This window comes from Polaromonas sp. P1_G2 (assembly GCF_056405515.1).
The window spans coordinates 1-389 of record NZ_JBFUBY010001525.1; the positions used below are offsets into that span (position 1 = coordinate 1).

The window sequence follows — 389 nt, forward strand, 5'->3', positions numbered from 1 at the left end:
GTCCTGGTAATTGCCCGCCCGCCGTCCGCGGTCTAGATCGGACACGAAGGCAGGCCCGCCGGTCGCGGCAAAGATCAGGCTGCCGTCGCCGACTTTCAGGTTCTTCGCCGGATTGCGCGCCTGCAGTGTAAACGAAGGCGGTGCCGTGCAGATCGTCTCTACGATCATCGCCGGGTCGAAGCGCACGCGCAGTGTTCCGTCATCGACATCGGCACCGGCGGATTTGAGCAGCCTGCGGCTCTCCTCGTGCAGCACTTCCATGCCGGTCGTCGCCAGCAGGTCCAGCGAGGCAAGGTGGATCGACTCCACCTCGTCCGCGCTCAGGAGCGCGATCGGCGGGTAGCGATTGACGACCCCTCCGAAGCCGAGTTGGCGAATACCACCTGCTG

Annotated in this window: 1 protein-coding gene; it reads right to left on the reverse strand. The window is 65.3% G+C overall.

What is annotated here, in order from left to right; all coding sequences use genetic code 11:
• Positions 1-389: trimethylamine methyltransferase family protein (locus tag AC1D0P_RS31385; RefSeq protein WP_477680296.1), on the reverse strand; the 389-nt coding region annotated here is incomplete at both ends.